Genomic DNA, 23,368 nt, shown 5'->3' on the forward strand with positions numbered 1-23,368 from the left:
TATTATAAATATGCATCTGAAAGATGGGTTATTTTCACATGTTAAATCGTAATGATGTCGATTTGTATAAAGGAGGATAAAGATTGTGGCCAAAAAATCCAAGGTAGCAAAAGAGAAAAAAAGAAGAGCAACGGTGGAGAAATATGCTGCCGTTCGCAGAGAATTAATCGAAAAGGGGGATTATGAGGCATTAAGAAAGTTACCTAGAGATTCTTCTCCAACACGATTGAAAAATAGATGTGAAGTAACGGGAAGACCAAGAGGTTATTTAAGAAAATTCAAAATGTCTCGAATTGCCTTTAGAGAATACGCTCATAAGGGGCAAATACCTGGTGTGAAAAAGTCAAGTTGGTGATACGTATATTCTATTAAATAGAGGAGGACTTTATTATGAAAAAAGGAATACATCCTACTTATCAGGAAGTCGTTTTTATGGATGTAAATAGTGGCTTTCCATTTTTATCTGGATCAACGAAAACTTCTAAGGAAGAAATTATCTGGAAGGATGGAAAAACCTACCCACTTATAAAAGTGGAAATTAGCTCTGATACCCATCCGTTTTACATTGGCCGTCAAAAATTCTCTGATCGTGGCGGTCGAGTGGAGCGGTTTTATGAGAAGTATAAAAAACAAACTCTTAATTATAACGTTAAAAAGGAAAGTATCCGCTAATTGGAACTATGTAGTAATAGAAAATGGACTTGTCCCAAAAAAGTTTCAGACTATAAAGCTAAATTTGAATCAATCAATATTGCATATAGAATATACTCTTTTTGGGACAATTCTAAACAAAAACAACCATAATATGCTAATCAATCGATTTAAAGGTATAAATTCCGTCGCCTATCTTGAACGACGTGTTTTGAAGCTGTGTAGACTCCGTTAAGAGAATGATTTCTGTTAGCTGATTTAAAGCCCCTTTCTTAAATATAAAGCTCTGTTCTCCGATTGATAAAGTAGATGAAGTATTAGTTGAATCGATAATATTTAAGTGAAATAACTCATTCCAATGCTCAGCAACCGCTGAAGGGTCCGATACGGTAAAAACAGCCTGATGAATAATAGTTTTTCCAGCAGGATGATTTTGGATAATTCCTGAGGATTGAAGGGTATGTAAACGTTCTGAATCTGTGCCTTTCCACTCGATTACAAAAGGGTAGGGGAGACCTTGATAGGAATCATCAATTGTCATCATTTTCCATTCGATAACTTCACCTTTACTATCTAGTCGTTTTCCTGCCATAATGGGGGAAAGGCTTAATCCAGCATCCTTTAGTCTATGAGCGATTTCTTCTATATTATTTGTTCGAAGAGCAACTCTACTTAAGGACTCGTGTTTAGGGAGAAGTTGAATTGAATCTTTGACTACTCTGTTAGGCTCATTAACTTTTTGAACCAATTCTTTATTTTCAACTCCTAAGAATTCAATATAAGTTAGATTAAAATAACTGAGTGAATTATAGGTTCCCCATTGTTTATGTGCCCCCCCTCTAAAAGCGATTAAGTTTTTTTCTTTGAATATTTCAATCGGTTTATCAACATCGTTAACATAATGAACGATATGATCCCATTCTAATTTTGTCATTTTGGTTCTCCTCCTAATTGGGATGTCCGTTTAACAGCTGTTAAAACACTATTTTGTAATCCAGCTGCAAAGTCACTTTTATTTAGCTCAAATAATGCATTTATTCCAACCCCCCCAGGTGAATTGTTAATGTCTAATAATTGTCTAGGATGCTTTCCTGTTATTTTTAACATTTCAACTGCACCACTCGTGTTTTCTAGGGCGATTTTCCAAGAGAGATCTCTGGGCAAACCTGCGAGAACACCTGCATCTGCTAATGATTCAATAAAATAATAAATATAGTTTGGTCCAGCTACTCCATAACCAGTAAATATATCCAATAAGGATTCTTCGATGAATTCAACTTTACCAAAACTGTTTAAAAATGAATTGATTTTGTTCTTTTCAGCAAGCTTATTTAGGGTGGCAGCACTATACCCAAAGCCAGTATCTGTTAACGTATTAGGAATAACACGAACAATAGGAAATTTATTATGTAAATAGGATTCAATTTTTTTCAACGTAACTCCAGCAACAATAGAAATAATGGTAGCGTTCTGATCAGCATATTGATCAATTAATCCACTTATAGCCTTGATATCATCTTGTGGCCTTACGCCAATAATAATTAAATCTGCATCTCTAAACCCGCTTTTTTCATTAAAAACAACCCCAATCCCATATGTTTCAGCAAGATACTTTAGTCGAGAATGATTTATATCATAAACGTTAATTTGTTTATTCTCAAAAATATTATTGTGAATAACTGCCCGAATGATTGCTTCAACCATTTGTCCTCCACCGATAAAATATATCTTTTTCATGATTCATACTCCTTTTTATTGAAAAGATTAGTAACGATTGTACATTTCTGCATTAATTTATTGGTAGAGTCTAGGCTGTGTGCATTAAGTTCTATGCACACAGCCTGAACATAGAAACTCCTGAATTTTCTAATTCCATGCATCTAGTAGAATGAAACCATCGTATTTTCCTTGTGACTCAATATAAGACTTAAACTCATCTGACTCGTAGGCTGCTTTTAAATCTTTTGCCCACTGGGTATCTTTATTAGATTCATTGACAGACACAATAATACGATGTTCTTCAGGAGTATTTTCAATTTTTAAGGCATCGGTAATTTTTTTACCAGCGCTTGCAATATAATTTCCGTTTACTACGCCATAGTCAACATCTTGTAAAGAAACTAATATTTGAGCTGGGTCCAAGACTTTAATATCAATATTATACTTATCCGGTTTAACACTATTTAAATTAAAATCAGTTGTACCCGCGTCTTTATCAACTTTCACCCATCCTAATTCTTCAAGAATTCGTACAGCACGCTCTTGGTTTACTGGGTCATTTGGAACAGCAACTGTTGTTCCATCTTTAACATCATCTAATGTTGTATGATTAGTGGAATACAATCCTTGAGGAGCACTTGGGACAAAGGTGATCCCAATCATGTTTGTATTAAGTTCTTCATTGATGCCTTCCATATATGCAGTGCTTTGAAAAACACTTGCATCAATAGAGCCTTCTTTCATTGCTGGATTTACTTGCATGTTCTGACTAAATGTTTTAATTGTCACATCATATCCCTTGTCCTCTAATATCGGAAGAATCCCATTTCGAAATTGCTCTTCATATGTTCCGACACCAAAGCCAACTACTATTTCTTTTTTGTCCTCCCCAGCAGTTGATTTGTCGTTACCACAAGCACCAATAATAAGAAGTAATCCTATTAAAATTGTAATGAATGTTTTTTTCATTTTGAAATCTCCTTTTCTAAAATAGTCTTTCTGAATGCATATAAAGATTCTTCTGTAACACTGAGTGGGATGGCACAGTTAGGAGCAACAATAAAAGGTTTGTTTTCCATCAGCTTAAGAGTATTTTTTGTTTCTCTTGTGATAGATTTAACATGATTATCTGCAAATAAATGGTGATCTACACCACCAACAACGGTTGCATTTACGTCTGCTAATAAACCTGGATTCCCATTAGCTTTGGTATCCCAACTTATGCCTTCAATTGGGTAATCATTAAATTTTTCAGGTTGAGCATTTGGTCCGCAGGTGTGTAAAATTCTTTTTCCATTTTGAGCTGCTTCTAAAACGATTAAATCATAAGGTCTTGAAAATTCATTAAAGGCAGAGTCATCAAATAGTGTAGGATTAGCTGTTCCTGTTACGGCATAAAATAGCCCGTCTATACCTACATTATCTAATTCTTGAACAAATTCAGCTATAGTTAGAGCAATAGCATGTAAGGCATGATGAACACCAGAACGATTATCTACAAATAAGCTTTCGAAAGAAACAGGTGCATCGATTCCAAATACCGTTTCATACACATAGGCAGACCTACCTGCAATAAAAAGTAACACGGACAGTGGGGAAAAAATAGTCTGAGTTAAAGGTATATCAGGTAATTCAGCTCTAATACTTTTAGCCGCTTCAAGTTGTTCTAGTAAAGAAGAAGATTCAAACACTTTTTTTACTTCCAAATTCCATAAGTCAGAAGGTTTAGTTATTACTGTTGTTAATTGTCTTGGAAAAACAGTATGGTAGTCCGTGAAGTCGTATTCATTGCCCCAAATTTCTGCAAGATAAGTTGCTCTAGGATTTATTTTAACCCAATCCCAATCGTATTTCTTTGTAAAGTTCACTGTTGAACTTGTTAAATCAATTGCATTATGTTCTTTGTTTATGAAATGTCTCCACCCACTTATAATCGGACGATCCGCTTTTTCACCGGAAAGGAGGGCGTTAAATCGATCATGTTTTGTCCAAGTTTTCATATTATATCTCCTCACTATAGTTTTTAAAATAAATGATTGTTTGTATTAATTTAGTTACGTCTTGCTTTTCGAGCTAAGAAATTCCCAAGCGACTGAATTCCTTGAACCATAATTATAAGAACTATGACTGTTACTACCATTACTACAGTATCAAATCTTTGATATCCATATACAATCGCTAAATCACCTACACCCCCTCCACCAACAGTTCCAGCCATTGCTGTTGCACCAATTAAACCAATGGTTGCAGTAGTGATGGAAAGTATTAAAGAGCCAACTGCTTCTGGAAGTAAAAAATACCAGATGATTTGTAAAGGAGTAGCTCCCATTGATTGAGCGGCTTCTATAATTCCTGGATTAACTTCTAAAAGAGAGTTTTCCACTAGTCTACCAATGTAAGGAGCAATATAAATGATTAGCGGAACAATTGCAGCAGCTGTCCCGATAGATGTCTGTACAATTAATCTAGTAAAAGGAATAATAGCTACTAATAAAATGATAAAGGGAAGGGAACGAAAAATATTTATTAATGGATTTAATATGGAATAGATTATTTTATTTTCCAGTACTCCTCCACTTCTTGTAACAACCAATAAAATTCCTAATGGGATTCCTATTAACGATCCAATAAATAATGAGTATCCAACCATATAAAGGGTATCAATTATTGCTTGTAAAAATTGATCTAAGGTAATATTAGTAGTCATTACTCATGTACCTCCTCGAAAAAAACATTTATATCTTGAAGATAGGTTAATGCATTTTGAATATTCATTGATTCTCCATGCAGTTGAACAATCAAATTACCAATCGCAGTACCTTGGATTTCAGTCATATTTGCATAGAGTATATTTAATTTGAGTTGATGATGATGGATTAGTTCATAGATGATTGGTTCATAAGCGGTTTCTCCAATAAATTTTAGTTTGAAAATTTTATGTCTGAAATCCACAGAATTTTGAAGGCTATTTGGTACTTTATCATGAATCACAGTTTGAATAAAATTTTTGGTTGTTTGATGCTGTGGTTTCCCAAAAACTTCAAGTACGGTTCCAGACTCAATAATTTTTCCATTCTCCATTACGGCGACTTTGTTACATATTTCTTGGATAACAGTCATTTCATGTGTAATAATCATGATTGTTATGTTATATTCAGCATTTATTTTTTTTAACAATTGTAGAATAGATTGGGTTGTCTCTGGGTCAAGTGCAGAAGTTGCTTCATCACAGAGTAAAATGGATGGGTTGGAAGCTAAAGCTCTAGCAATCCCTACACGTTGCTTTTGTCCTCCTGATAATTCGTTTGGATAGCTGTTTGATTTATCGCTTAATCCAACAAAGTCTAATAATTCTGTTACTCTTTTTTTTATCTCTTGTTTGTTTTTCTTTTGAAGTACTAAAGGAATTGCTACATTATCGAAGATTTTTTTTGATTCTAATAAATTAAAATGTTGAAAGATCATTCCAATTTGTTTTTTTGTTTCTCTAAGATCCCTTTTATTGAAGGTAGCTAGGGACTGTCCATTAACAATTACTTCTCCTTTGGTCGGTATTTCTAAATAATTGACAAGCCGAATTAAGGTGCTTTTTCCTGCACCACTGTATCCTATTACCCCAAAAATATCACCTTTATCTACTTTTAAATTGATTCCATTTAAGGCTTCTACGGTCTTATTCTTACGTGTATAAGATTTATGGATGTCCTTTAATTCAATCATGTACATTTCCTTTCTTTAAAAAATTTTAAAAAACATAAAAGCGGGAAAATTCCGAACAATAAATCCCGACTATTCCCATTGACAATAAAGATAACGCTATTTTTTTTATTTGGAAATAGGTATAATTAACTATTTATTTCCAGAATATATCTCTGATGATTGTAAAGAAGTTGTCAATAAAGCTTGATCGATATCATGAATAATATCTATTGCATTCTCTAAGCCAGCAGAAAGCCGAATTAGAGTATTAGTTATCCCCATTTTTGCTCTCTCTACCTCAGGAATAGAAGAATGGGTCATTGATGCAGGGTGTTGCACAAAAGTTTCTGGGTCTCCTAGGCTAAAAGAAATATATGCTAGTTTAAGTGAATTTAAAAATTTTACAGCTGTTTCATAATTTCCTTTTACTTCAAATGAAATAATACCACCCATTTGTTTCATTTGTTTCTTTGCTAATGAATGCTGGGGATGGGTAGTTAAGCCAGGATAATAAACCTCTTGTATGGATGGATGACTTTTTAAATAGTTTGCAATTTGTAAAGCATTTTCACAATGTTTATTCATCCTTATTGCCATCGTTTTTAACCCTCTTAATATAAGATAGGAATCAAATGCATTGAGATTCTGACCAAGGTTTCCCATAAAGTTTTTACGCATTAATTCAATAATTCGCTCTTTACCGATAATAAATCCAGCTAAGACATCTCCATGTCCATTTATATATTTGGTAGCACTATGTACAACAATAGTTGCTCCTAAATCTAGCGGTTTTTGTAAGTAAGGTGTCATGAATGTATTGTCAACAATTAGTGGTAAGTCATATTGTTTGCTGACATTTGCAATTTCTTGAATGTCCAAGATTGTAAGCAAAGGGTTGGAAGGTGTTTCGATAAATATTGCTTTAGTATTTGGTTTAATTGCCTTAACAATATATTTACTATCGGTACAGTCTATAAAATCAAAGAAGATACCATACCTTTTTGCTATAGTTGAAAGAAAATTATAAGTTCCTCCATAAATATCTTTTGTGATAATAATATGGTCGTCTTTTTTTGCAAAAGCAAGTATTGCTGTTGCAATTGCAGCCATACCGCTTGATAATCCAAGAGCGTCTTCCCCGTTTTCAAGAAATGCTATCTTTTGCTCTAATGTCCTCAGTGTTGGATTCCCATATCTCCCATAATAAACATTAGGAATGTCACCAACTACAGCCGCAGTTGCAGTTTCTATGTTTGGAAATGCATATGCAACTGCTGGAATTATGCTGTTTGAAATAGCTTTAGATTTAAGAACTTGTGGATGAGTGCCATGAATAAGTTTTGTATCAAATCCCCATTGTTTTTGTTTCATCACTAGTCATCCTTTCTATTTTATCTAGAGCTGTAGATAAGCTACTAAATATATGATCTTTCATTGCTTGCTCTGCACCATCGGGGTTTTTTTCCATTATTTTTTGTAAAATTAAAGCATGTTCTTCGTCCGCATGATTGCTCCACTTTCCGAATCGAGAAATAAGTCGACAGTATCTAAGAGAATGGTCCCTAAGTTTTTCAAGTGTTTTTTCAAAAGTCTTTAGTTGACTAATTTCACCCAAGTAATCATGAAACTCAAAGCCATAGGAGACAAAATCTTGGCTTGCTCCTTCTTGAAAAGAATATTTAATTTTGTTTTGAATGCTATTTAATATACGAATATCTTTATCGGTTGCTCTCATTGCAGCGTGTCTTGTGATTGTTCCCTCAAGCATACTTCTTATTAAAAATATTTCTTCCATTTCCTTTCTATTTGCAGGAGCAACTTTTAATCTACCATTTGTTTGGCGTACTAGAAAATCCTCCATTTCTAGTCGTTGTATTGCTTCGCGTAAAGGAGTACGACTTATTTCAAGGTTGGATGCAAGTTGTTCTTCTCGTATAATTTCATCTGGTTTTAAATCTCCATTTATCACTTGGTGTTTAAGTGCAAGGTAAGCATGATCTTTTGTTAGTTTTCGATTTGTACGATTGGCCATAATCTCCTCCAATTGCAGAATTTAATTGGGTAAAGAATTGTATAATTGTATACAAAGTTTTTCTTTAGAATTTTCTGAATATTTTAATAGTATTTTATAATGTATAAGTGTAATAGTCAATAACTCTTTAAACATTTTTTTGAGTTTTAAGATAGTTTGATAGATTTTTTTGTAAGTAAAAGAAATCATTTATTAAACAGAAGAATAATGTTTTAACTCCTCAACTTAAGTGAATAATTTCTAATAAGCAATATTTCACAACAAGGAGGAGAAATATATGAACGACCATTTGGAAAGAATGAAGAATCAAAAAGGGTTTATTGCCGCATTAGACCAAAGTGGAGGCAGTACACCAAAAGCATTGTTGAATTACGGAGTACCTGAAAGTGCCTATACAAATGAAGCAGAAATGTTTGATAAGGTGCACCAAATGCGGACAAGAATTATTACATCTCCAGCTTTTGATTCTCAGTATATTCTTGGTGCCATTTTGTTCGAGCAAACGATGGATAGTAAGATAGAAGGCATGTATACAGCTGATTATTTAGCAGAGAAAAAAGGGATTGTTCCTTTTTTAAAAATTGATAAAGGGTTAGCTGAACCTTCAAATGGAGTTCAATTGATGAAGCCGATCACGGATTTAGATGAGATCCTCCAACGTGCAAAGGAGCGCCATATTTTTGGAACGAAAATGCGCTCAGTTATTAAGGAAGCAAATTCTGAAAGTATCAAAGCAGTAGTGGATCAGCAATTTGAAATCGGAAAACAAATAATGGCAGCAGGGCTAGTGCCAATTATTGAACCAGAAGTGGATATTACTAGTCCAGATAAAGAGCAATCAGAAGCGATATTGAAAGAGGAACTATTAACAAATCTAAATAGTCTAAAAGAAGATGAAAATGTCATGCTTAAGCTGTCCATCCCTACAGTTGCTAATACTTACAAAGAATTGACTACACATCCAAGAGTAGTGCGAGTAGTAGCACTTTCAGGTGGATACAGCAGAGAAGAAGCAAATCAAAAATTAAAGGAAAACGACAATATCATCGCAAGTTTTTCTCGAGCGCTAAGCGAAGAGTTAAACGTTAACCAATCAGAAGAGGAATTTAATGCTGCATTAAAAGAAGCTGTTACGTCTATTTTTGAGGCTTCTACTGAGAAGACAGGAAAGTAGTAGATTGTGGATTTAATGATTTCGAATGAGTCGGGCTATAAAGAGAAGCTTAGCTGGATTGAACTTGGAGGCACCAGATAATGATATTCTGGTGCCTTTTCCTATTTGTACATATTAATAGTAAAAAATAGATAACTATCAAGGGAAAACCAAATTTCGTAGTTTACACTCTATAAAAAGAAAGTAGATTTCCCTGTCTATTTCCCCATTCTTATAAACATTTTTCTAATGTTTCCTTAATGGAAGCGATAATATCGTACTCTTTTATGCCTAATACGGGCATAGTATCTTCTGGATCAAGGTATAAATCTTCTGTTTGTAATTTTGAACTTATCGCCATATGAATGCCATCTCTGTACCTGCTGCTTCTGCATGTTTATCCAGTTCTTCATAAATTGGTCTCATTTGTTCATAGTCTACTACTGGTACTTGAGTGGTTTCGTGTTGATCTAATGCGTCTACAATCATTTGGTAAAACTCTTGAAATTTCATGTTTTTTCCACAAATAGCATAGGTATGGCGATGTTCCCCTTTTTCCATTGCGCCAATAGCCGCTTCTGCAACTTGTTCTACCGTCACCATTACAGTGCCTCCTTGAAGAGCTGGAAAAACGGATTGGCCTCTAGCTTGAGCGACAAACATTTTCTATAATGGAAGTCTTCCAGGCATCTACCACATATAAAGTAGAGAAGAGCTATCTCTAAATAGTAATCTTCTAGAAAATTTAAAGGGAATGAATCCTGATACATCCGAAACGGAGTTATATGCCCTCCCTCTAGGGAATGATTCTTATGCTTTCTCAAAGTTAGGGGTGACATCGAAACAATCTTTAGTGGCATTTGTACCAAATTATAGCCAAAAAAAGGAGGAATCTATCGAACTGATAAAGTACTTAATAAGTGGTGAGAAAACAAAAGGAGTAGAGGAGAGGAATAATGACTAGTCATTCTAAATTAGAAGATAGTGGCCAAAAAGAGAAAGCGCTTACCTACGAAAATCCAATTTTGTATTTGGATATTCCGGATCCAGATGTAATTAGGGTTGGAGATACCTATTATATGTCTAGTACAACGATGCATATGAATCCAGGCGTTCCGATTATGAAATCAACAGATCTATTGCATTGGAAAATTGTTAACTATGTATATGACACTTTAGCAGCAAATGACGAGCAAGAGCTGAACAATGGAAAAAACGAATATGGAAAAGGCTCTTGGGCAAGTTGTCTTCGGTATCATCAAGGGATGTATTATTTAGTTGTGGGCTCTTTAGCAACAGATAAAACGTATATTTTTCAGACAAAGGATTTGGAGAAAGATAAATGGAAGCGCTCTATTTTGAATAAATATTATCATGATATGTCTTTATTATTTGATGATGATGGACGTGTCTATTTAGTTTATGGAAATGGGAATATACGCGCAATTGAACTAACAGCAGATGCAACAGCTATTAAAGAGGGTGGATTGAATAAGATAATCATTCCAGATGCTAGTTTAGTAGCATCTCCAAAAGAAGAAGTAGGATTACAAGCAGAAGGTGCACATATTCAAAAAATAGATGGCTATTATTATGTTTTTACTATTACGTGGCCGAAAAATGGACATCGAACCCAATTAGTGCATCGGGCAATAGCGTTTGATGGAGAATATGAAGGGAGAATTGCAGTAGATGATCCAACTGGTGTAGCACAAGGAGGAATAGTTGATACGCCAACAGGTGAATGGTACGGTATGTTATTTTGCGACAATGGGGCTGCAGGCAGAATGCCGTGTTTACTCCCAGTTAAGTGGGAGGATGGCTGGCCAATTTTTGGAGAAAATGGTATTACACCAAAAAACATGTCCATTCCAGTTCATCAGGAAACAAGTGAAAACCGTATTGTATCATCAGATGAGTTTGTTTATGAAAGTGATTCACTTGACTTGGTATGGCAGTGGAATCATAATCCCGATCCGACGAAATGGTCTGTAACGGATCGTCCTGGGTACTTACGTTTAACAACTAATAAGCTTTGTCCTGACTTAGAGGCAGCAAAAAATACCCTTACCCAACGAACTTTCGGACCCAAATGTTCTGCCAATATTTCATTGGAGACTTACGGTATGAAGAATGGCGATATTGCTGGATTTGCTGCTTTTCAAAAAGATTATGGATATGTTGGTGTACAGGTAATAAATGATTCAAAAATGATAACAATGGTCGACGCAAGTCCTGGTTCCCCTGTGGTAGTAGAATCTATTCCTCTAGAGCAGGAAAGAGTTTATTTTAGAATTGATTGTGATTTTAAAGATAGTAGGGATAAGGCATATTTCTATTATAGTTTAAACGGATTGGATTGGAATAGAATAGGTGCTGAACTCCAAATGAAGTATAAATTAGATCATTTTGTCGGATATCGATATGCCTTGTTTTATTTTTCTACAGAAGAAATAGGTGGTTATGCTGATTTTGATTATTTTAGAATGGAACCTTTGAATGAATAATAAATGTTTATTGCAGGATATAACAGAAGCTATCTAGTTTGTCTTTTAGAGGATAGCATCTTTATTTTCATCAATGAATGGAGAATATATTTTGATTTTGAGGTGAATGAAGTGAATCAAAGCAAAAAGAGACTCTGGTATGAGCAACCAGCAAATGACTGGAATGAGGCATTGCCTATTGGAAATGGACGTATTGGGGGAATGGTTTTTGGTCATATCGAGCGGGAGCGGATTCAATTAAATGAAGACTCTGTATGGTATGGCGGACCTAGAGACCGAAATAATCCAGATGCACTTACGCAATTTCCTACCATTCGGGAACATTTAGAAAACGGGGAAATTAGGGAAGCCGAAAAACTAGCTGCACTTGCTTGTACGGGCATCCCGGAATCACAAAGACATTATGAACCATTAGGAGATTTGCGGATAGATTTTCATCATGAAGATGATGTATTTACCAATTATAAACGAGAATTAGATTTAGACCGTGGAGTAGCTACTATTAAATATATGTGTAAAGATATTGCTTACAATCGAGAAGTTTTCACAAGTTATCCTGACCAAGTAATGGTGATACGTTTAACTGCTTCTAAAGAGAAAGAAATCTCCTTTCAATTGTTTTTGGATAGAGGAAAGACAAGAAATATAGATGATATGAAAGCAGTCGAACCAGATTATTTAATAATGGATGGAAAAACTGGTGGAGAGAATGGAATTCATTTTCATACTGGGGTCAAAGTGTTAGTGGAAAAAGGAGTAATCACTTCGATTGGAAATAGAATAATAGTTCAAGAGGCAAGTGCTGTAACCATAATACTAGCTGCAGCTACATCCTATCGCTACGAACAACCTGCTAGTCAATGTGTAAAGACCGTTTTAGCTGCGGAAAAGAAATCATATGAACAGTTATGGAAAACACATCTTCAAGATTACCAATCTTTGTTTCATCGAATGGATCTCAACCTAGGAAAAGACAATAGAAAGCACGATATACCAACAAATAAAAGGCTGGATTTACTAAAAGAAGGAGAAGAAGATCTTGATTTAATCAGTACGTATTTTCACTTTGGCAGATACTTACTTATTTCTTGTAGTCGACCAGATTCCTTACCAGCAACGTTGCAAGGAATTTGGAATGATCAAATGTTACCTCCTTGGGATAGTAAATATACAATCAACATTAATACACAAATGAATTATTGGCCAGCGGAGGTATGTAATCTTTCCGAATGCCACCAACCACTATTTGATCATTTGGAGAAAATGAGAGAACAAGGAAGGATAACTGCTCAAATCATGTATGGTTGCCGTGGATTTACCGCCCATCAAAATACGGATATTTGGGGAGATACTGCTCCTCAAGATATGTTTATACCAGCGAGTATTTGGCCATTAGGAGCTGCTTGGCTATCTTTACATTTGTGGGAGCATTTTGAGTATACAGTAGATATTACGTTTTTAGATAAGGCTTATGAATTGATGAAAGATGCTGCTTTGTTCTTTGTTGATTATCTAGTTGAAACACCAGAAGGAGAACTTATTACACCACTTTCTGTCTCACCAGAGAACACGTATCTATTGCCTAATGGGGAGAAGGGAAGCTTAACAGAAGGGCCATCGATGGATATACAAATAATTTATGCCCTGTTTTCTAGTTGCATTGAAGCAAGTAAACGACTGAATAGAGATCATCCTTTTAGGGCGGAATTAACACAACTCAAAAACAAGTTACCTGCCTTGAAAATAGGTAAGTATGGACAAATTCAAGAATGGCTTGTTGACTATGAAGAAGCTGAACCTGGTCACAGACATATTTCCCACTTATTTGCTCTTCATCCTGGAAAGCAGATAAATCCTAGAGAAACACCAGAATGGGCTATAGCTGCTAAACGCACCTTAGAAAGAAGATTGAAATATGGTGGTGGACATACTGGCTGGAGTCGGGCTTGGATTATAAATATGTGGGCAAGGTTAGAAGAAGGAGAGTTAGCATACGAAAATGTACTAGAGCTACTAAAATCTTCTACCCTACCAAACTTATTTGACAATCATCCACCATTTCAAATAGACGGGAATTTTGGTGGAACTGCTGGAATTGCAGAAATGCTTATTCAGAGCCATGCAAATGACATTCATCTTCTTCCCTCTATACCAAAAGCATGGAAAAGTGGAGAAGTAAAAGGATTAAAAGCAAGGGGAGGTTTTGAAATAGAAATGAAATGGGATAATCATCAACTCACCTTTTTATCTATCTACTCCTCACATGGTGGTGATTGTCGTATCCGGTATAACATATTAAGAAAAGAAGAATATGCTTCATATCAACAAGAAGAACAAATACGAATACTTCATACGAAAGATAAGGAAAGATATATATTGATAGAGGGCGCAGAGGATCGGTTCGAGAGCATGGAGAGAGTATAGTAAAGCCTATTTCTATGAGGGGTTAAAGCATGGAAATACGTCCACTTGATTTGATGGGACAGTTAACCCAATCTGAGATTGTCTGCGTTTTTTTTCAAACATTTGTTTATTGCTAAATTTATAGCTTGATACAAATACGTTTCAAAGATTCTTCCATAGTTGGCTTTTTCAGAAGTTCATCCAATGTCTAAATGGAAAAAACATCTCATTTAAATAATAAGGAGAATGAGTGATGGATAAAAATATGTTAGGAAATAACTTCATTACACAAATTGGGATTTTAGTTCACGATATTGAAAAAACAAGTCAGGCATATGCAGATTTTTTCGGCGTAGATAAACCCGAGTGGTCTTTAACTGATACGGTTGATCGTGCACAAACAGAATATCGCAATCAATCTACAGAAGCACGTGCCAAGCTTGCCTTCTTTAATTTGGGATCCCTTCAGCTTGAATTGATTGAACCAGATCGTAATCCAAGTACATGGCGTGAATATTTGGATGAACATGGAGAAGGTCCACATCATATCGCTTTTGTTATTAATGGAATGAAAGAAAAGGTTACTTTGATGGAAAAAAATCAAATGCCTCTTCTTCAAAAAGGCGAATATACTGGCGGGAGATATGCTTACATGGATACCTTTAAAGATTTAAAAATTATCTTAGAATTATTGGAAAATGATGAAGCAAAGTGATACAGCTTAAATAAGAAGAAACTAGTAATGTAAAAATAGGGAGAGAGTGAAATTGTATGAGTACATCCATACTAGCTATCGTTGGAGATTACTATCATCCAAGTGAACTGCACTGCAGTCTTTAGAACAAGCACTAGACAAACATATTTCTAATGGGAAAATGGAATTAGCAACATGTAATCCTAATCGCTTATTAGAGAAACTTGCTGGAAAGCCAGATGTCGTCGTATTGTTTTCAGAAAATCGAATAAATCCAGCAGATCATCCTGTGGATACTTGGATGACGGAAGAGATTGCTGATGCCATAACTCAATATGTAGAAAATGGCGGAAGGTGGCTGGCATGGCATTCTGGATTGGCCTCCTACGCAATAAATGGCAAATATACGCAGATGCTTAGAGGCTATTTTAAATACCATCCAAAACAGCATCAACTCGTCCGCTATACAAATACAAAAGACAATGAAATACTTTCAGATAATATTTCATTGGATCTTTTAGATGAACATTACTTCGTTCATTGTGATTTAGCACAAACCACAGTCTTTCTTCAAGCTAACTCCGTTGATGGGCAGTCCATTGCAGGCTGGTATCATACTTACGGCAATGGAAAAGTTTGCTGTCTAACACCTGCCCATAACAAGGAAGGTTTATTGGATCCAGGTTTTATGAACATACTGGAAAAATGCTTGGTTTGGGTTTCTGCATAAGAAATTTAGGAGTTACAATAAGAAAATGCAAGCACCATAAGTTATGAAGACATCTAGCAAAACCTGCTAGTTTTATAGCGTGATACACAATTCATTTAAGATAATAGGTACAGCGTTAATTTAATAGAATATTTGTGAATGGCGAAAGAGTGCTTTATATCAAAAAGACTCTTTCGTTTTTTATTTAGGGATATGTTGTATCTACTGTTCCAAAGTTAAAAGATACAACATGACAATTTTCATACTTGGTGTAAAACATTTAGAGCGCTTTGATAGGGCAGTACTAAATTGCATGAAGTCGTTATAAAGGCAAATGTTCGAATGAGTGTTGCGAGAATTCATTTACCAGTGAAAAATAAGATTGTTTTGGAGAGGCATTCATTTGACTCTCTATGTTTGATGTTTGTAGAAATATGTCACTTGGGTAAAGGTATCTAATAATAGATAGCTATATTTTGTGTAAAGTATGAAAGCACTATATGAAGCTAGAAATAGAGGAGTGATTTGCTATGACATTAAGAATTGGGGTAATTGGTACAGGTGCAATTGGAAAGGAGCATATTAGAAGAATTACTAACAATCTCTCAGGTGGAAAGATAGTTGCAGTCACAGATATAGAGGAAGCATCCGCAAAATCTGCGATGGAACAGTTTGGATTAGATGCAGCTATTTATCCTGATGATAAAACCCTAATTGCAGAGGGAGATGTCGATGCAGTGTTGGTGACGAGCTGGGGACCGGAACATGAGGAAAGCGTGATTGCAGCAATAGAAGCAGGAAAATATGTTTTCTGCGAAAAGCCGCTTGCTACAACTATTGAAGGCTGTATGCGAATTGTTGAAGCTGAAATGAAACATGGGAAGCGATTAGTGCAAGTAGGGTTTATGCGCAGATATGATAGTGGATACTTACAATTGAAGGAAGCTATTGATAATAAATTCATAGGTGAGACGTTACTTTTACACTGTGCCCATAGAAATCCAGAGGTTGACACAACTTATTCGACAGACATGGCCATTACAGATACGTTGATTCATGAAATTGATGTTTTACATTGGTTAGTGAATGATGACTATAAATATGTACAAGTTATTTTTCCTAAAAAAACGCGTTACGCACATGAAGAATTAAGAGATCCTCAATTTGTTATTTTGGAAACTAAATCAGGGATTGTAATAAATGTAGAAATCTCTGTTAATTGCAAGTATGGCTATGATATTCAGTGTGAGGTTGTAGGGGAAGAAGGGATAGCTAAATTACCTGAAGTGCCTAGCATTACCTTTCGAAAAAATGGAGGAATTGGCTCCAATATTTTAATGGATTGGAAAGAGCGTTTTATGGATGCCTATGATACAGAATTGCAGGATTTTATAGATGCTATTAGAAAAACGGGTGAGCCAAATGGACCAACAGCATGGGATGGCTATATTGCTCAAGTCACTGCTGAGGCTTGTCTTAAAGCACAAAATTCAGGAAAGAAAGAAGATGTTTTTTTCCTTGAACAGCCTGACTTTTACAAGAAAAATCTTAGACCAGCAAATGTTTAACTATTCGTTCTAAACAAAATGGAGGGAAAAGGATGAAACTAGGAATGAATCAAGGTACTACTCTAGAGAACTCAAGTCTGGAGCTTGATCTTCAATTATTAGAGAAGTACGGCTATGATTATATTGAAATTCGTTCGATTGATAAATTGAAGGAATATTTACAATCACACACTATCCAAGACTTAGTAGATTATTTTCAAACCCATCACTTAAAGCCATTATCACTCAATGCACTAGTTTATTTTAATAATCGTACGGAAGAAGAATACAAAGCGTTGTTGGAAGAATACAAAGAAATGCTAGAGTATGCGCAAATGTTAAATATCGATAGAATTGTGGTTGTTCCATTGGTCTCTGAAAAGAAAATAGAGAGAGGGGAAATTAAACAAAGCTGTGTAAAAGTATTAACCGAGTTATCCGATTTAGCCAATCCATATGGAGTAAAGCTAGCGCTTGAATTTATTGGCCATCCGCATGCAACCGTTAATACACTAAGCTTTGCTAATGAAATTGTAGCAGCCGTAAATCGTGAAAATGTTGGAATCGTATTTGATACCTTTCAGTTTTATGCAATGAATTCCACAATGGAAGATTTAAAAAATACGGATTTTTCCAAAGTATTCTTATTTCATATTAATGACGTAGAGGATTTTAACCCGGGAATTTTGTTAGATGAGGATCGTCTATATCCTGGTGATGGAGTGATTGATTTGCCTAGCATTCTTTCTATTATAAAAGAAAAAGGTTTTTCAGATCATGCTTCTATTGAATTGTTTAGACCAGAATATTATCAATTAACTGCAGAGGAAGTCGTGAAAACAGCTAAGAATAAAACACTTAAGGTGTTAAATCAGGTTTATTCAGTAGAGGAGATAAAGTGATACAAAAAAGGGGGACAACATTTATAAAGTGTGAAGACACTGTTTATAAATGTTGTCCCCCTTTTATTTTTTTAACTGCTTGATCATATTAAACCATTGAACGCCAGCATGATGGGAGTCGGCAATACCTTGATTTTGATAACCATTTTTCTCATAAAAAGTAATCAGCTCTTTGCGACAAGTTAGAGTGATGCTTAATCGCTCGCCTTTTGCTGCTATTTTTTCTAACTTTTTAAGCAAGATACTAGCGATGCCTTTTCTTTGGTAATTGGGATGGACTGCAATGCCTAAAATGCTTTGATGGCCCCCTTTTGGAGGATTTGGAACAGTTCTTTCGAATAAGTCATCGGTTATAAAGGCTTTCGAGATAACGGGTCCATTAACATACCCTATAACTACTCCGTTTTCTTCCATAATAATAAACGTATCAGGAATGGTTTCCATTCTATTTATAAAGGCTTTTTTTGTTGCTGCTTCTGCTGAAGTGAAAGCGATATTTTCTATTTCTAATAATGGTGGTAAATCCGATGGTTGGACATTTCGAATGAGCATTTTTATTTCTCCCTATACCGGTATTTTCTTCTATTTTAGTTTTTTAATAGCTTATTTTTCAATAGCAATCAATTAAATTTATTAGAAAAGTTAAAAATAGTTTCCATTCTAAGAGATGGGTATTAATCTGAAAATATAGAATTTTGCTGATGGTGCATGTTAAGATTATATGAAAAGAAGAAGGATTTAAAATATAGTTTAGGAAAAGAAAGCGGTGAGTTAACTGATTCATGCATCGAAGCATAATCATAATGTATGTTTAGAACCATTTGGGGATTCTGCGATAATTGTTCGATTTGGGAATAGGATCGATTCAGACATCCATCAAAAAGTGCAGATGCTGGCAAATTATTTAGAGATGCATCCTTTTTCAGGTTTGATTGAATGTGTGCCTGCTTATACAAATGTGACAGTATATTATCAACCGTTTGTAATCTATGAATTTTTTAAACAAAAGTCTGATAATTTGTCCCCCTTTCAAATCGTGAAATCTCTACTTAAAGAGGTATTCGAACAACTTGAAGTAGGGAAATCGACAAATAATCGAGTCACTAAAATTCCTGTATGTTATGGTGGAGAATATGGTCCGGATTTAGAGGAAGTTGCAAAGCATAACCAGCTTTCGATAGAGCAAGTAATAGATATTCATTCTGGCGGAGAATATTGTGTTTATATGATTGGTTTTGCACCAGGATTTCCATTCTTAGGCGGGATGTCAGAAAAAATAGCTACACCAAGACGTTCAACTCCAAGGCAATTAATTCCCTCAGGATCTGTAGGAATTGCGGGAGTGCAAACAGGCGTTTATCCAATCGCCACACCTGGGGGATGGCAGCTCATTGGACAAACACCATTAGAGTTATTTTTACCAGAAAAAAATCCCCCTAGTTTGCTACAAGCTGGAGATATTGTGAAATTTGTTCCTATTTCTAAAAGAGAATTCCTTCAGCAGAAGGAGGAGAACATATGACAATTACTGTTGTTAGTTCTGGTATGCTTTCGAGTATCCAAGATTTAGGAAGGAATGGATTCCAGAAGCATGGTGTGATTGTTAGTGGGGCAATGGACACCTATTCGCTTAGAATGGGTAATTTAATTGTTGGGAATAAAGAGGGGGAGGCTGGCTTAGAAATTACTTTGTTAGGACCAACATTGACATTTGAAAAAGATGCCCTTATTGCTATTACTGGCGGAGATTTGTCACCAGAAATAGAGGGGAAGCAAGTTCCTTTATGGCGGCCAGTTTTAGTGAAAAGGGGAAGCGTTTTGAGATTTGGAAAAATAAAATCCGGGTGTCGTGCTTATCTTACTATTGCTGGTGGCTTTGCAATTCCTAAAGTGATGAATAGTAAAAGTACCTATTTACGTGCTGGGTTAGGTGGATATCATGGAAGGGCGCTGAAGGCTGGAGATAAAATAGAGACTAATTCTATCTCCGATTATTCTTTAAATCTATATAATAAACTCAAAAAGAAAGATACTGATCAACCCTTTATTACAACAAGGTGGTTTGTAGATTTCAACAAGTTTATTACATTGTCAAATGAACATACGATTCGATTTATCACAGGAAGCCATTTTTCTATGTGCTCTACTAATAGTCAGAAAAATTTCTATGCTGGGAAATTTACTGTTACTCCGCAGTCTGATCGGATGGGATATAGATTAAGTGGACCAGAGATAAAGCTAGATGAAAAGTTTGAGTTGCTTTCAGAAGCCGTAACAGTCGGAACCATCCAACTCCCGCCAGATGGACATCCAATCATCTTACTTGCGGATCGGCAAACAACAGGAGGATATCCGAAAATTGCGCAAGTAATATCAGTGGATTTATCTTTAGTAGCGCAGATGAAGATTGGGGAGGAAATTTATTTTCAGGAAATTTCATTAGAGGGAGCAGAAGCTTTGTTTATTGAGAGGGAGCAAAGAATTAGGGAACTAGAAAAGTTTTTGAAACTTAAAATGAATTGAAAATTTTGTACAAGTAGATGATGTAAGGATATGGCGAAACTGATAATGATAATAAAATTGATTAGAAATAAATCAATTTATTTCTAATCAATTTATCGACTTTTTTCTATTATATTAGATAGAAGGGAACGAACTGGGGAACTAGAGCTTTTGAAAGATTTCAGATATAACCGTTACAGAAATTTCTACAGCACACAGCTTTCAAATCTTTATCCCCTACTATATTCAGATAAAACGATAAGGAAATCAGAAACACCTTATGCTATTGACTTCTTTAAATCTCCTAAATTTCAGATGAAATTGGATACAATACAGCAGAAATCCAAGGGATATTCGCAGCCTTTAATTCCCACAACGTTCAGATAAAAGGCTATCTTTTGCGTATACCTTGCTGACAAATGATACATTTATATCCCACTACGTTCAGATAAAAGGTTTAGAAGAACCATGGCAACCAGAATGCTTGAGACATTTATATCCCACTACGTTCAGATAAAAGTTGTAGGTCCTGAAACATGGAATAAGATGTTTTAATATTTATATCTCACTAAGTTCAGATAAAAGGATATAGTAATTATGGTAACATGATTATTTACTTTCATTTATATCCCACAACGTTCAGATAAAAGACACGGGGCGGACCGTACATTTTTTCGTATTTACTCAATTTATATCCCACAACGTTCAGATAAAAGATTGTCATCGCGAATAACTTTTACTGTATTTCGACTATTTATATCCCACTACGTTCAGATAAAAGAAGGAGCAGATTATATCTTCAAAACAAATCGTACACTCATTTATATCCCACTACGTTCAGATAAAAGTTGCGACAGCACCTATTACATCAAATATCGCTTTACATTTATATCCCACTACGTTCAGATAAAAGTTGATAAGCTGATAAATATTTTAGTTCATCATAATTATTTATATCCCACTACGTTCAGATAAAAGAGATATTTCCGTTACAACTGACGGCACAACTCGTTCGCCATTTATATCCCACTACGTTCAGATAAAAGATTCATATAAGCAACAATCATTTCGTGTCTTGCTACATTTATATCCCACTACGTTCAGATAAAAGTTCCATCCTGATAGCCAATCATCACTTTAGATTCAACATTTATATCCCACTACGTTCAGATAAAAGAAAACAATGTAGAGTTCTATATTATCGATTTAAAGGGATTTATATCCCACTACGTTCAGATAAAAGTGTATTTTCAGATGGACTAAATAAACCTGTAGAAGATTTATATCCCACTACGTTCAGATAAAAGACTGTAAATCTAATTGCCTTACCTATGATTCTTGCATTTATATCCCACTACGTTCAGATAAAAGTAACCAATGTTCTTCATGATTCGTTCAATTTTCATAATTTATATCCCACTACGTTCAGATAAAAGAGTAGAACAAGGTTTAATCGATAAGGAGGAATTATAAAAATTTATATCCCACTACGTTCAGATAAAAGACAATTGGTTCTTACTTCGAGCCATATCCGTTATTAATTTATATCCCACTACGTTCAGATAAAAGACAAGCAGTGGTGGCGGTACAACTGCCACTTCATCATCATTTATATCCCACTACGTTCAGATAAAAGCTGCAGGCATTAAGAAGCATCCTCCTGCTACCAAAACATTTATATCCCACTACGTTCAGATAAAAGACTGAATTTAGTTTTTCTAAATACATGGAACGTTTATTTATATCCCACTACGTTCAGATAAAAGCTTTTTATGCCGAATTGACTGCCGAGACACCAATACCGGATTTATATCCCACTACGTTCAGATAAAAGTACGAAGCTTAGGATTTGATGACCTGTCGCAGTATCTATTTATATCCCACTACGTTCAGATAAAAGTTACCTCACGACCAGCACAATCATTATAAGTATTATCGACATTTATATCCCACTACGTTCAGATAAAAGTTGAGCCTGACGATTATGGAAATTCTTCTTCTTTTAATGAATTTATATCCCACTACGTTCAGATAAAAGATAAATTTCCTTTTTCGATTCCTTGGGACGTCAAGCGATTTATATCCCACTACGTTCAGATAAAAGTCCCCACTCAATGAACTATGTGAATACATTGAACAAATTTATATCCCACTACGTTCAGATAAAAGATTTTAGGATTCTTTGCTAGCGCTGAATTAGAAGCATTTATATCCCACTACGTTCAGATAAAAGACTTTGTAACGTCCATCAGCTGCAGTAATAAATTCTGCATTTATATCCCACTACGTTCAGATAAAAGTTCCTTCCATACGAAAGTATTGACCTACTCTAACCCAATTTATATCCCACTACGTTCAGATAAAAGGTATTGTTGCTTTAGAATCAGCAATAAGCATATATAATTTATATCCCACTACGTTCAGATAAAAGAATAATGTAGTAACAGTTATTTTCCTTGTTCCTGCATTTATATCCCACTACGTTCAGATAAAAGTTTGTTCGTATCACCGCTAATCAAATTCTTTGCCAATTTATATCCCACTACGTTCAGATAAAAGGAATCCTGGGCGGTAGATACATTATTCTCCATCATATTTATATCCCACTACGTTCAGATAAAAGTAACAATTCATCGATGCTTGGACCATCATCATCTTCATTTATATCCCACTACGTTCAGATAAAAGACAACCGAGGTAGTTATGTAGATGATCCGTTTGCTCCATTTATATCCCACTACGTTCAGATAAAAGAGTAAATCCAATTCAAACTGGCAAAGACTTAATACTATTTATATCCCACTACGTTCAGATAAAAGGTCAGCATCCATATAACGCCTATTTGCACCT

23 protein-coding genes and 1 CRISPR repeat array (1 of these 24 cut by a window edge) are annotated in these 23,368 nt (G+C 35.1%); of the genes, 12 read left to right on the forward strand and 11 right to left on the reverse strand.

Annotation, left to right across the window (positions count from 1 at the left end; genetic code table 11):
* Positions 1–85 precede the first annotated feature (85 nt).
* Together rpsN and ACWNMZ_RS19370 are read left to right on the forward strand one after the other, a co-directional pair.
* Positions 86–355, forward strand: coding sequence for a 30S ribosomal protein S14 (gene rpsN, locus ACWNMZ_RS19365; RefSeq protein WP_235252756.1), 270 nt, complete (start codon positions 86–88; stop codon positions 353–355).
* Positions 356–390: 35 nt separating this feature from the next.
* Complete coding sequence (locus tag ACWNMZ_RS19370; protein WP_449598808.1) at positions 391–672, forward strand: type B 50S ribosomal protein L31; 282 nt, start codon at positions 391–393, stop codon at positions 670–672.
* 136 nt (positions 673–808) lie between these two features.
* On the opposite strand, the gene ACWNMZ_RS19375 is transcribed toward ACWNMZ_RS19370, so the two are convergent.
* From ACWNMZ_RS19375 to ACWNMZ_RS19410, 8 genes are all read right to left on the reverse strand, one after another.
* Positions 809–1,585 (reverse strand): VOC family protein, encoded by a 777-nt coding sequence (locus ACWNMZ_RS19375; protein ID WP_449598809.1) that lies wholly within the window; start codon positions 1,583–1,585, stop codon positions 809–811.
* A complete protein-coding gene (proC, locus tag ACWNMZ_RS19380; protein WP_449598810.1) occupies positions 1,582–2,388 on the reverse strand; it encodes a pyrroline-5-carboxylate reductase in 807 nt (268 codons plus the stop codon). The genes ACWNMZ_RS19375 and proC overlap by 4 nt, the downstream gene beginning before the upstream one ends.
* A gap of 129 nt (positions 2,389–2,517) precedes the next feature.
* Positions 2,518–3,339: a MetQ/NlpA family ABC transporter substrate-binding protein gene (locus ACWNMZ_RS19385; RefSeq protein ID WP_449598811.1), complete on the reverse strand. Its 822-nt coding sequence runs from the start codon at positions 3,337–3,339 to the stop codon at positions 2,518–2,520.
* Positions 3,336–4,370: a uroporphyrinogen decarboxylase family protein gene (locus ACWNMZ_RS19390; protein ID WP_449598812.1), complete on the reverse strand. Its 1,035-nt coding sequence runs from the start codon at positions 4,368–4,370 to the stop codon at positions 3,336–3,338. Before ACWNMZ_RS19390 ends, ACWNMZ_RS19385 begins: the two co-directional genes overlap by 4 nt.
* Before the next feature lie 50 nt (positions 4,371–4,420).
* Positions 4,421–5,077, reverse strand: a complete 657-nt coding sequence (locus ACWNMZ_RS19395; RefSeq protein WP_449598813.1) for a methionine ABC transporter permease — start codon at positions 5,075–5,077, stop codon at positions 4,421–4,423.
* Positions 5,077–6,090, reverse strand: coding sequence for a methionine ABC transporter ATP-binding protein (locus tag ACWNMZ_RS19400; protein ID WP_449598814.1), 1,014 nt, complete (start codon positions 6,088–6,090; stop codon positions 5,077–5,079). Before ACWNMZ_RS19400 ends, ACWNMZ_RS19395 begins: the two co-directional genes overlap by 1 nt.
* A gap of 129 nt (positions 6,091–6,219) precedes the next feature.
* Positions 6,220–7,440: a trans-sulfuration enzyme family protein gene (locus ACWNMZ_RS19405; protein WP_449598815.1), complete on the reverse strand. Its 1,221-nt coding sequence runs from the start codon at positions 7,438–7,440 to the stop codon at positions 6,220–6,222.
* A complete protein-coding gene (locus tag ACWNMZ_RS19410; RefSeq protein ID WP_449598816.1) occupies positions 7,415–8,101 on the reverse strand; it encodes a GntR family transcriptional regulator in 687 nt (228 codons plus the stop codon). The genes ACWNMZ_RS19405 and ACWNMZ_RS19410 overlap by 26 nt, the downstream gene beginning before the upstream one ends.
* A 277-nt stretch (positions 8,102–8,378) precedes the next feature.
* Between ACWNMZ_RS19410 and ACWNMZ_RS19415 the strand changes: the two genes are divergently transcribed.
* A complete protein-coding gene (locus ACWNMZ_RS19415) occupies positions 8,379–9,275 on the forward strand; it encodes a fructose bisphosphate aldolase (protein ID WP_031537968.1) in 897 nt (298 codons plus the stop codon).
* Between the two features lie 211 nt (positions 9,276–9,486).
* Here ACWNMZ_RS19415 and ACWNMZ_RS19420 read toward each other — a convergent pair whose 3' ends face one another.
* Together ACWNMZ_RS19420 and ACWNMZ_RS19425 are read right to left on the reverse strand one after the other, a co-directional pair.
* Positions 9,487–9,615, reverse strand: coding sequence for a hypothetical protein (locus tag ACWNMZ_RS19420; protein ID WP_269320384.1), 129 nt, complete (start codon positions 9,613–9,615; stop codon positions 9,487–9,489).
* Positions 9,606–9,857, reverse strand: coding sequence for a hypothetical protein (locus ACWNMZ_RS19425; RefSeq protein WP_051640965.1), 252 nt, complete (start codon positions 9,855–9,857; stop codon positions 9,606–9,608). Before ACWNMZ_RS19425 ends, ACWNMZ_RS19420 begins: the two co-directional genes overlap by 10 nt.
* Before the next feature lie 229 nt (positions 9,858–10,086).
* Between ACWNMZ_RS19425 and ACWNMZ_RS19430 the strand changes: the two genes are divergently transcribed.
* The 7 genes from ACWNMZ_RS19430 (at position 10,087) to ACWNMZ_RS19460 (ending at position 18,016) form a co-directional block, all read left to right on the forward strand.
* Entirely contained in the window at positions 10,087–10,218 is a 132-nt protein-coding gene (locus ACWNMZ_RS19430) for a hypothetical protein (protein WP_449598817.1), read from the forward strand.
* Complete coding sequence (locus tag ACWNMZ_RS19435) at positions 10,211–11,761, forward strand: glycoside hydrolase family 43 protein (protein ID WP_031537966.1); 1,551 nt, start codon at positions 10,211–10,213, stop codon at positions 11,759–11,761. Before ACWNMZ_RS19430 ends, ACWNMZ_RS19435 begins: the two co-directional genes overlap by 8 nt.
* Positions 11,762–11,764: 3 nt before the next feature.
* The gene (locus ACWNMZ_RS19440; protein WP_449598818.1) at positions 11,765–14,185 is read left to right on the forward strand and encodes a glycoside hydrolase family 95 protein; all 2,421 of its coding nucleotides are present in this window, start codon (positions 11,765–11,767) and stop codon (positions 14,183–14,185) included.
* Between the two features lie 232 nt (positions 14,186–14,417).
* The gene (locus ACWNMZ_RS19445) at positions 14,418–14,879 is read left to right on the forward strand and encodes a VOC family protein (RefSeq protein ID WP_031537963.1); all 462 of its coding nucleotides are present in this window, start codon (positions 14,418–14,420) and stop codon (positions 14,877–14,879) included.
* Positions 14,880–15,039: 160 nt separating this feature from the next.
* Positions 15,040–15,588, forward strand: a complete 549-nt coding sequence (locus tag ACWNMZ_RS19450; RefSeq protein WP_449598819.1) for a ThuA domain-containing protein — start codon at positions 15,040–15,042, stop codon at positions 15,586–15,588.
* Between the two features lie 509 nt (positions 15,589–16,097).
* The gene (locus tag ACWNMZ_RS19455) at positions 16,098–17,135 is read left to right on the forward strand and encodes a Gfo/Idh/MocA family protein (protein ID WP_449598820.1); all 1,038 of its coding nucleotides are present in this window, start codon (positions 16,098–16,100) and stop codon (positions 17,133–17,135) included.
* A gap of 32 nt (positions 17,136–17,167) precedes the next feature.
* Positions 17,168–18,016: a sugar phosphate isomerase/epimerase family protein gene (locus ACWNMZ_RS19460; RefSeq protein ID WP_031537960.1), complete on the forward strand. Its 849-nt coding sequence runs from the start codon at positions 17,168–17,170 to the stop codon at positions 18,014–18,016.
* 63 nt (positions 18,017–18,079) lie between these two features.
* Here the strand turns inward: ACWNMZ_RS19460 and ACWNMZ_RS19465 are convergent, their stop codons facing one another.
* Positions 18,080–18,568, reverse strand: a complete 489-nt coding sequence (locus tag ACWNMZ_RS19465; protein WP_031537959.1) for a GNAT family N-acetyltransferase — start codon at positions 18,566–18,568, stop codon at positions 18,080–18,082.
* Between the two features lie 226 nt (positions 18,569–18,794).
* Between ACWNMZ_RS19465 and pxpB the strand changes: the two genes are divergently transcribed.
* Both pxpB and ACWNMZ_RS19475 read left to right on the forward strand, forming a co-directional pair.
* Positions 18,795–19,538: a 5-oxoprolinase subunit PxpB gene (gene pxpB / locus ACWNMZ_RS19470; RefSeq protein ID WP_031537958.1), complete on the forward strand. Its 744-nt coding sequence runs from the start codon at positions 18,795–18,797 to the stop codon at positions 19,536–19,538.
* On the forward strand, positions 19,535–20,539 hold the full coding sequence (locus tag ACWNMZ_RS19475) for a 5-oxoprolinase subunit C family protein (protein WP_449598821.1): 1,005 nt from the start codon (positions 19,535–19,537) through the stop codon (positions 20,537–20,539). Before pxpB ends, ACWNMZ_RS19475 begins: the two co-directional genes overlap by 4 nt.
* Before the next feature lie 340 nt (positions 20,540–20,879).
* Positions 20,880–23,368: direct repeats of the CRISPR family, unit length 29 nt; unit sequence ATTTATATCCCACTACGTTCAGATAAAAG (it continues 2,856 nt past the right edge of the window).

Source organism: Niallia sp. Marseille-Q9988, from assembly GCF_976954375.1.

Coding starts and splice junctions, on each gene's coding strand:
- ACWNMZ_RS19410 (WP_449598816.1), bottom strand. CDS start 8,101: ATGGCCAATCGTACAAATCGAAAACTAACAAAAGATCATGCTTACCTT.
- ACWNMZ_RS19385 (WP_449598811.1), bottom strand. CDS start 3,339: ATGAAAAAAACATTCATTACAATTTTAATAGGATTACTTCTTATTATT.
- ACWNMZ_RS19375 (WP_449598809.1), bottom strand. CDS start 1,585: ATGACAAAATTAGAATGGGATCATATCGTTCATTATGTTAACGATGTT.
- ACWNMZ_RS19460 (WP_031537960.1), top strand. CDS start 17,168: ATGAAACTAGGAATGAATCAAGGTACTACTCTAGAGAACTCAAGTCTG.
- proC (WP_449598810.1), bottom strand. CDS start 2,388: ATGAAAAAGATATATTTTATCGGTGGAGGACAAATGGTTGAAGCAATC.
- ACWNMZ_RS19390 (WP_449598812.1), bottom strand. CDS start 4,370: ATGAAAACTTGGACAAAACATGATCGATTTAACGCCCTCCTTTCCGGT.
- ACWNMZ_RS19435 (WP_031537966.1), top strand. CDS start 10,211: ATGACTAGTCATTCTAAATTAGAAGATAGTGGCCAAAAAGAGAAAGCG.
- ACWNMZ_RS19395 (WP_449598813.1), bottom strand. CDS start 5,077: ATGACTACTAATATTACCTTAGATCAATTTTTACAAGCAATAATTGAT.
- ACWNMZ_RS19440 (WP_449598818.1), top strand. CDS start 11,765: ATGTTTATTGCAGGATATAACAGAAGCTATCTAGTTTGTCTTTTAGAG.
- ACWNMZ_RS19445 (WP_031537963.1), top strand. CDS start 14,418: ATGGATAAAAATATGTTAGGAAATAACTTCATTACACAAATTGGGATT.
- ACWNMZ_RS19450 (WP_449598819.1), top strand. CDS start 15,040: ATGGAATTAGCAACATGTAATCCTAATCGCTTATTAGAGAAACTTGCT.
- ACWNMZ_RS19475 (WP_449598821.1), top strand. CDS start 19,535: ATGACAATTACTGTTGTTAGTTCTGGTATGCTTTCGAGTATCCAAGAT.
- ACWNMZ_RS19425 (WP_051640965.1), bottom strand. CDS start 9,857: ATGGTGACGGTAGAACAAGTTGCAGAAGCGGCTATTGGCGCAATGGAA.
- ACWNMZ_RS19420 (WP_269320384.1), bottom strand. CDS start 9,615: ATGGCGATAAGTTCAAAATTACAAACAGAAGATTTATACCTTGATCCA.
- ACWNMZ_RS19370 (WP_449598808.1), top strand. CDS start 391: ATGAAAAAAGGAATACATCCTACTTATCAGGAAGTCGTTTTTATGGAT.
- ACWNMZ_RS19405 (WP_449598815.1), bottom strand. CDS start 7,440: ATGAAACAAAAACAATGGGGATTTGATACAAAACTTATTCATGGCACT.
- ACWNMZ_RS19455 (WP_449598820.1), top strand. CDS start 16,098: ATGACATTAAGAATTGGGGTAATTGGTACAGGTGCAATTGGAAAGGAG.
- ACWNMZ_RS19415 (WP_031537968.1), top strand. CDS start 8,379: ATGAACGACCATTTGGAAAGAATGAAGAATCAAAAAGGGTTTATTGCC.
- ACWNMZ_RS19465 (WP_031537959.1), bottom strand. CDS start 18,568: ATGCTCATTCGAAATGTCCAACCATCGGATTTACCACCATTATTAGAA.
- ACWNMZ_RS19400 (WP_449598814.1), bottom strand. CDS start 6,090: ATGATTGAATTAAAGGACATCCATAAATCTTATACACGTAAGAATAAG.